The sequence below is a fragment of the Leifsonia sp. HAY1-4F genome, assembly GCF_056755275.1.
The window spans coordinates 1-4,530 of the sequence record NZ_JBNDHX010000168.1; the positions used below are offsets into that span (position 1 = coordinate 1).

Genomic DNA, 4,530 nt, shown 5'->3' on the forward strand with positions numbered 1-4,530 from the left:
ACGTGCGTGTCCCTAACCAGTCTCAGCGATCCGGTATATCGATGCGCACAAGCCTTAGCGACGGACACCACACCTACAGTGCCGACGATCTCGCAGCGGCAGCCCTCCAGGACAGCCTGTTCGGGACAAAGACCAGTCCCAAGTACACCGGGCCACCGGTAACCGATCTCCTCGGCCCACTGAGGACAGCCAGTGTCGTCGAAGGCGCACTCCGCCCACTCATCTGCTTGCAGATCACCGAGTACCTGCTGTCCACCGGCAACGCCGACCGGGTAGACGCTGTCACGGTCGGCCCGAAACACGCCGGCCGACGGAACCTCATCGTGACCTGGTCGCCGCCCCACACTTACATGAATCAGCCCGCGCCGGGGCCTGTCACCATTGATGGGACGATCGACGGACTCTGACGGAGCAGGATACAAGACCGGAATTCAGGCAGACGGTCTCGGTCTCGGGCTCGGGCTCGGGCTTGGGGACATCCGGAGACATATCCTGGACACATCGTGTCCTTCCGTTTCGCCGCCGACGCGAATGTCGCGCAGCTCATGGCTGCGTGCGTCGCGCTCATGCGGGCGGCCATCGCCACCGACCCGAGCAGTTCATCTCGTCCGCAGAAGGTTCGTCTATTGCGGCACGGTCAGCGCCGGTCGCCGGCGAGCGCGTCCAGTGTTGCGACGGTCGCTGCGTCCAGTGCGATGCGGCCGGTGTCGATGTTCTCCCTGAGGTGGGCAAGGTTGCGGGTGCCCGCGATGAGGAGCATTTGCGGCGAGTGCTGCAGCAGCCAGGCGAGTCCGATCTGGGCGGGCGTGACGCCGAAGGCCCGGGCGGCATCCTGGACCTCGGGCGCTTCGGTGACTTTGGGGAATCCGGGGAAGGCCGAGCCGAGCGGGAAGAACGGTGCCCAGGTGATGCCCTCGCGCTCAGCGAGTTCGAGCAGCGGTTCGTCGGAGCGATCCAGCATGCTGTACGAGTTCTGCACGGTGACGATGCCCGCGGGCAGCGCCTGTTGCAGCTGCTCGAGAGTCACGTTGCTCAGGCCGATCGCGCCGATTTTTCCCTCATCGCGCAGGGCGATCATTTCGGCGAGCTGATCGTCGAGATCGACCACTTGGTCGCCGACCGACTGCAGTCCGACTCCCCCGCCGGTGCGCCGAAGGTTCACGGCTCCCAGCCGGTCCACTCCGAGGCCGGCGAGGTTGGCGTCGACCTCTTCGCGCAGCTCGTGCGGCTTCTGCGCCGGCACCAATCCCGTGCCTTCCGGGCTGGTCTTCGCGCCCACTTTGCTCACCAGCACGATGTCGTCGCGGAAAGGCGCGAGCGCTCGGTGCAGCATCTCGTTCGCGAAGCCCGAGCCATAGAACTGCGCCGTGTCGAAGTGGTTGACGCCGCGTTCGACGGCGTGACGCAGAAGGGCGACCGCCTCGTCGGGCTCCGCGCCGGCGTGCACCGGCAGCTCGCCCAACTGCATCGTCCCGTACCCGATGCGCGCGATCGGACGACCGGCCAGGAGCGCTTCGCCGCCGGGCCGGACAGTGGTTGTTTCTGACATGTGCGGTGCTCCTCTGAGATACTGGAACGTAGCGGAGGCTCCTCCGCAACCCGAACGATAGCATTAACGGAGGCACCTCCGCTTATGGTTTCCGAGCATCCCATCGCCAAGCCGACGGTCGCCGGTGCCCCGGAGCGAGTCGCACCTCGCGTCCGCGCAGACGCCCAGCGAAACCGGGAGCTGATCCTCGAGGCGGCACGTGCCGCGTTCTCCTCAGGAGCCGAGCCGGTCAGCCTGGAGGCGATCGCCCGCGGGGCCGGCGTCGGGATCGGCACCCTCTACCGGCACTTCCCGACACGCGAGTCCCTGGTCGAGGTCGTTCACCGCGACGGACTTGCGCTGGTCGTTGCCCGCGCCGCCGAACTGCTCGCCACCCACGATCCCGCCACTGCTCTTCGACTCTGGATGGACGAATACGCCGACTTCGTGGGCCGCAAACGCGGCATGGCCGAGTCGTTGCGCGCACTGTCGAAGGCAGGGGTGATCAGCGCGTCCGACACCCGCGCCCTCATCACCGAGACCCTGCAGCGCTTCCTCGATGCGGGCGCACGGGCCGGCACGCTCCGCGAGGACGTGCGAGCCGAGGATGTCGCCGCCAGCCTCGTCGGCATCTTCCTCGCCACGGACTCACTCCAAGCCGGGCAGGCGGGGAGGATGCTGGACCTGCTGTTCGCCGGCATCCGAGCCGCGTCATCCACGCCGTGACGGGTTAGACGCGACGAGCGGAATGCGTGTCCAGAGCCTCCTCACACCCTCTGAGGGAGCTTCGATCGTCACGTTCTCAGTGTGCGGAGGTACTCGATGGCTGTATCGACCGCAACCCGTACGGCGCTCGAGTCGCGACGCGCCTGACTCAGCAGCAGGCCGCCCTGCACGCTTGCAAGCATGCTGAGAGCGAGCGCATCTACGTCGATGTCGTTCCGTAGCACCCCACGGTCGCGCATCGCGATCAGCCCACTTCGCAGGAGGCCCTCCCACTCGCCGAACGACTCCGCGAGCGCGCCGCGCGCGATCGGATCCGACTCGGCGAGCCCGCCGACGAGCGACCCCAGCGGGCATCCGCCCATGCAGTTCTGCGCATCGAGCGTCGCTACGATCACGTCTCGCCATTCGACAAGCGCTTCGAAGCTGTCCAGCCGAGCAAGTACGGTGCGGTGGACACCGAGCACCGCTTCGGTCTGGTGGTCGATCACGGCCAGGATCAGCGCACTCTTGTTGGTGAAGTAGTGATAGAGCTGCGAGGCGCTCACCCGCGCCTCGCTCTGGATCTCTTCCAGTGTTGCGCTCTCTACGCCGTGCTCGAGGATCAGCTTCGAGGCCGCATCCACGATCCGCTGGCGAGTGGCCTGACCCTTGGCGGTGAAGCCGCGGACGGGTGGGTCGGTGTGAGTCGCAAACGCCATGATGGGGAGGCTACCAGTTTTGCAGTTGACACTCCATTTTTTCGTGGCGACGATTGGAGGATTCACTCCAACCGAAGGAAGAACATGACTATCGACTTCACCGGCGACACGGCTCTCGTAACGGGTTCCACGAGCGGGATCGGCCGCGCAACGGCCCTGAAACTCGCCCAGGCCGGTGCGCACGTCATCGTCAGTGGGCGCGACGCCGAGCGCGGCCGTTCCACTGTCGACGCCATTCGCAGTGCCGGCGGAACGGCGGACTTCGTCGCCGCGAACCTGCGCGACACTGACGGCGTGCGTGATCTCGCGCGACGGGCCCTCGAGATCTCGGGCGGACGGGTTGACATCCTGGTCAACAACGCCGGGATCTTCCCGTTCGGACCGACCCAGCACGTGACCGACGACGAACTCGAGTCGGTCACTGCCGTGAATGTCAGGGCTCCGTTCATCCTCGTCGCCGAGCTCGCGCCCGCGATGGTCGCGGCGGGTGAAGGCGCGATCATCAATGTCACGACAATGGTCGCCAACTTCGGTATGGCGGGCATGGCGCTCTACGGCTCGAGCAAGGCCGCCCTGCAGTTGCTCACCAAGGCGTGGGCCGCCGAGTTCGGCCCCTCCGGCGTGCGGGTCAACGCCGTCAGTCCCGGCCCCACCCGCACGGAGGGCAGCGCCGGCATGGGAGAGGGGCTCGACCAGTTGGCGTCCACGACCCCGGCCGGGCGGCCAGGCAGCGCGGACGACGTCGCCGACGCGATCGTGTTCCTCGCGTCCGACGACGCCCGACACGTTCATGGAGCAGTGCTGCCGGTCGACGGCGGCCGGATCGCTGTCTGACTGGCCGGCTCAGGCGAAAGCCGCCTGGTATCAGTGACCCTTCCCCGAGGCAGTCCACCCGAGTGGATGCGATCCCAGAGGTCCCTTCACCGAACGAATTGCGTGGTCGGTTCGAACCGCGGCTCGTAGTCCCAATGCGTGCCGTTGTGTCGCATCGCATCCCGTACCACTGCGCGGCGGGCGATACTCGCCCGCCCCTCGGCTGAAAGTCGTGCGGGATCGAAACGATCGAGTACGAGCGCGCGTAACGCGTCCCGCACCTCCTGGTCAGCGGGATCCTCGCTCAGGTCTGTCCGCTCCCCCGGGTCGGCGTCCAGGTCGAACAGTTGTTCATCGTGCTCGTGCACGAGGATGTATTTGAAGTGGCCGAGCCGCACCATGAAACACGGGGCGAACACCTTCTCCAAGTGGTATTCGGAGAACACGGGACTCTCGGTGGTGTCGGTGGGCGATGCGAAGTCGTGGTCGGAGTCTGCTCGGGCGATGAGAGGAAGCAGACTCCGCCCATTGATGTGCGCTCGGCGCGGCTCCGGAACACCCACAACATCGAGAACTGTCGGTAGCAGATCGATCAGCGACACCGGCTGCGCGATCCGGGTACCCGCGTGCAGGGCGTCGGGGAACCGGGCTATGAGCGGCACGCGTGCCGACCACTCATAGAAGCACCGCTTCTGGACCATCCCTCGCTCGGTCATCATGTCGCCGTGATCACTGGTGAAGAGCACGAGTGTGTTCTCCAACTCC

At 66.3% G+C, this 4,530-nt stretch carries 6 protein-coding genes; 3 read left to right on the plus strand and 3 right to left on the minus strand.

Annotated elements, in window-relative coordinates:
* Window positions 1–407: hypothetical protein (locus tag ACPYOG_RS18700; RefSeq protein ID WP_481295646.1), on the plus strand; the 407-nt coding region annotated here is incomplete at its 5' end.
* Between the two features lie 230 nt (window positions 408–637).
* On the opposite strand, the gene ACPYOG_RS18705 is transcribed toward ACPYOG_RS18700, so the two are convergent.
* On the minus strand, window positions 638–1,549 hold the full coding sequence (locus ACPYOG_RS18705; RefSeq protein ID WP_481295647.1) for an aldo/keto reductase: 912 nt from the start codon (window positions 1,547–1,549) through the stop codon (window positions 638–640).
* Window positions 1,550–1,633: 84 nt separating this feature from the next.
* On the opposite strand from ACPYOG_RS18705, the gene ACPYOG_RS18710 reads away from it, so the two are divergent.
* Window positions 1,634–2,254: a TetR/AcrR family transcriptional regulator gene (locus ACPYOG_RS18710; RefSeq protein WP_481295648.1), complete on the plus strand. Its 621-nt coding sequence runs from the start codon at window positions 1,634–1,636 to the stop codon at window positions 2,252–2,254.
* Between the two features lie 68 nt (window positions 2,255–2,322).
* Here ACPYOG_RS18710 and ACPYOG_RS18715 read toward each other — a convergent pair whose 3' ends face one another.
* Complete coding sequence (locus ACPYOG_RS18715) at window positions 2,323–2,952, minus strand: TetR/AcrR family transcriptional regulator (protein WP_481295649.1); 630 nt, start codon at window positions 2,950–2,952, stop codon at window positions 2,323–2,325.
* A gap of 84 nt (window positions 2,953–3,036) precedes the next feature.
* Here ACPYOG_RS18715 and ACPYOG_RS18720 point away from each other — a divergent pair, with 84 nt between their 5' ends.
* Window positions 3,037–3,786 carry an SDR family NAD(P)-dependent oxidoreductase gene (locus ACPYOG_RS18720; RefSeq protein WP_481295650.1) on the plus strand — a complete coding sequence of 250 codons (750 nt, stop codon included), beginning with the start codon at window positions 3,037–3,039 and terminating at the stop codon, window positions 3,784–3,786.
* A gap of 86 nt (window positions 3,787–3,872) precedes the next feature.
* On the opposite strand, the gene ACPYOG_RS18725 is transcribed toward ACPYOG_RS18720, so the two are convergent.
* Window positions 3,873–4,526 carry a sulfatase/phosphatase domain-containing protein gene (locus tag ACPYOG_RS18725; protein ID WP_481295651.1) on the minus strand — a complete coding sequence of 218 codons (654 nt, stop codon included), beginning with the start codon at window positions 4,524–4,526 and terminating at the stop codon, window positions 3,873–3,875.
* Window positions 4,527–4,530: the final 4 nt, after the last annotated feature.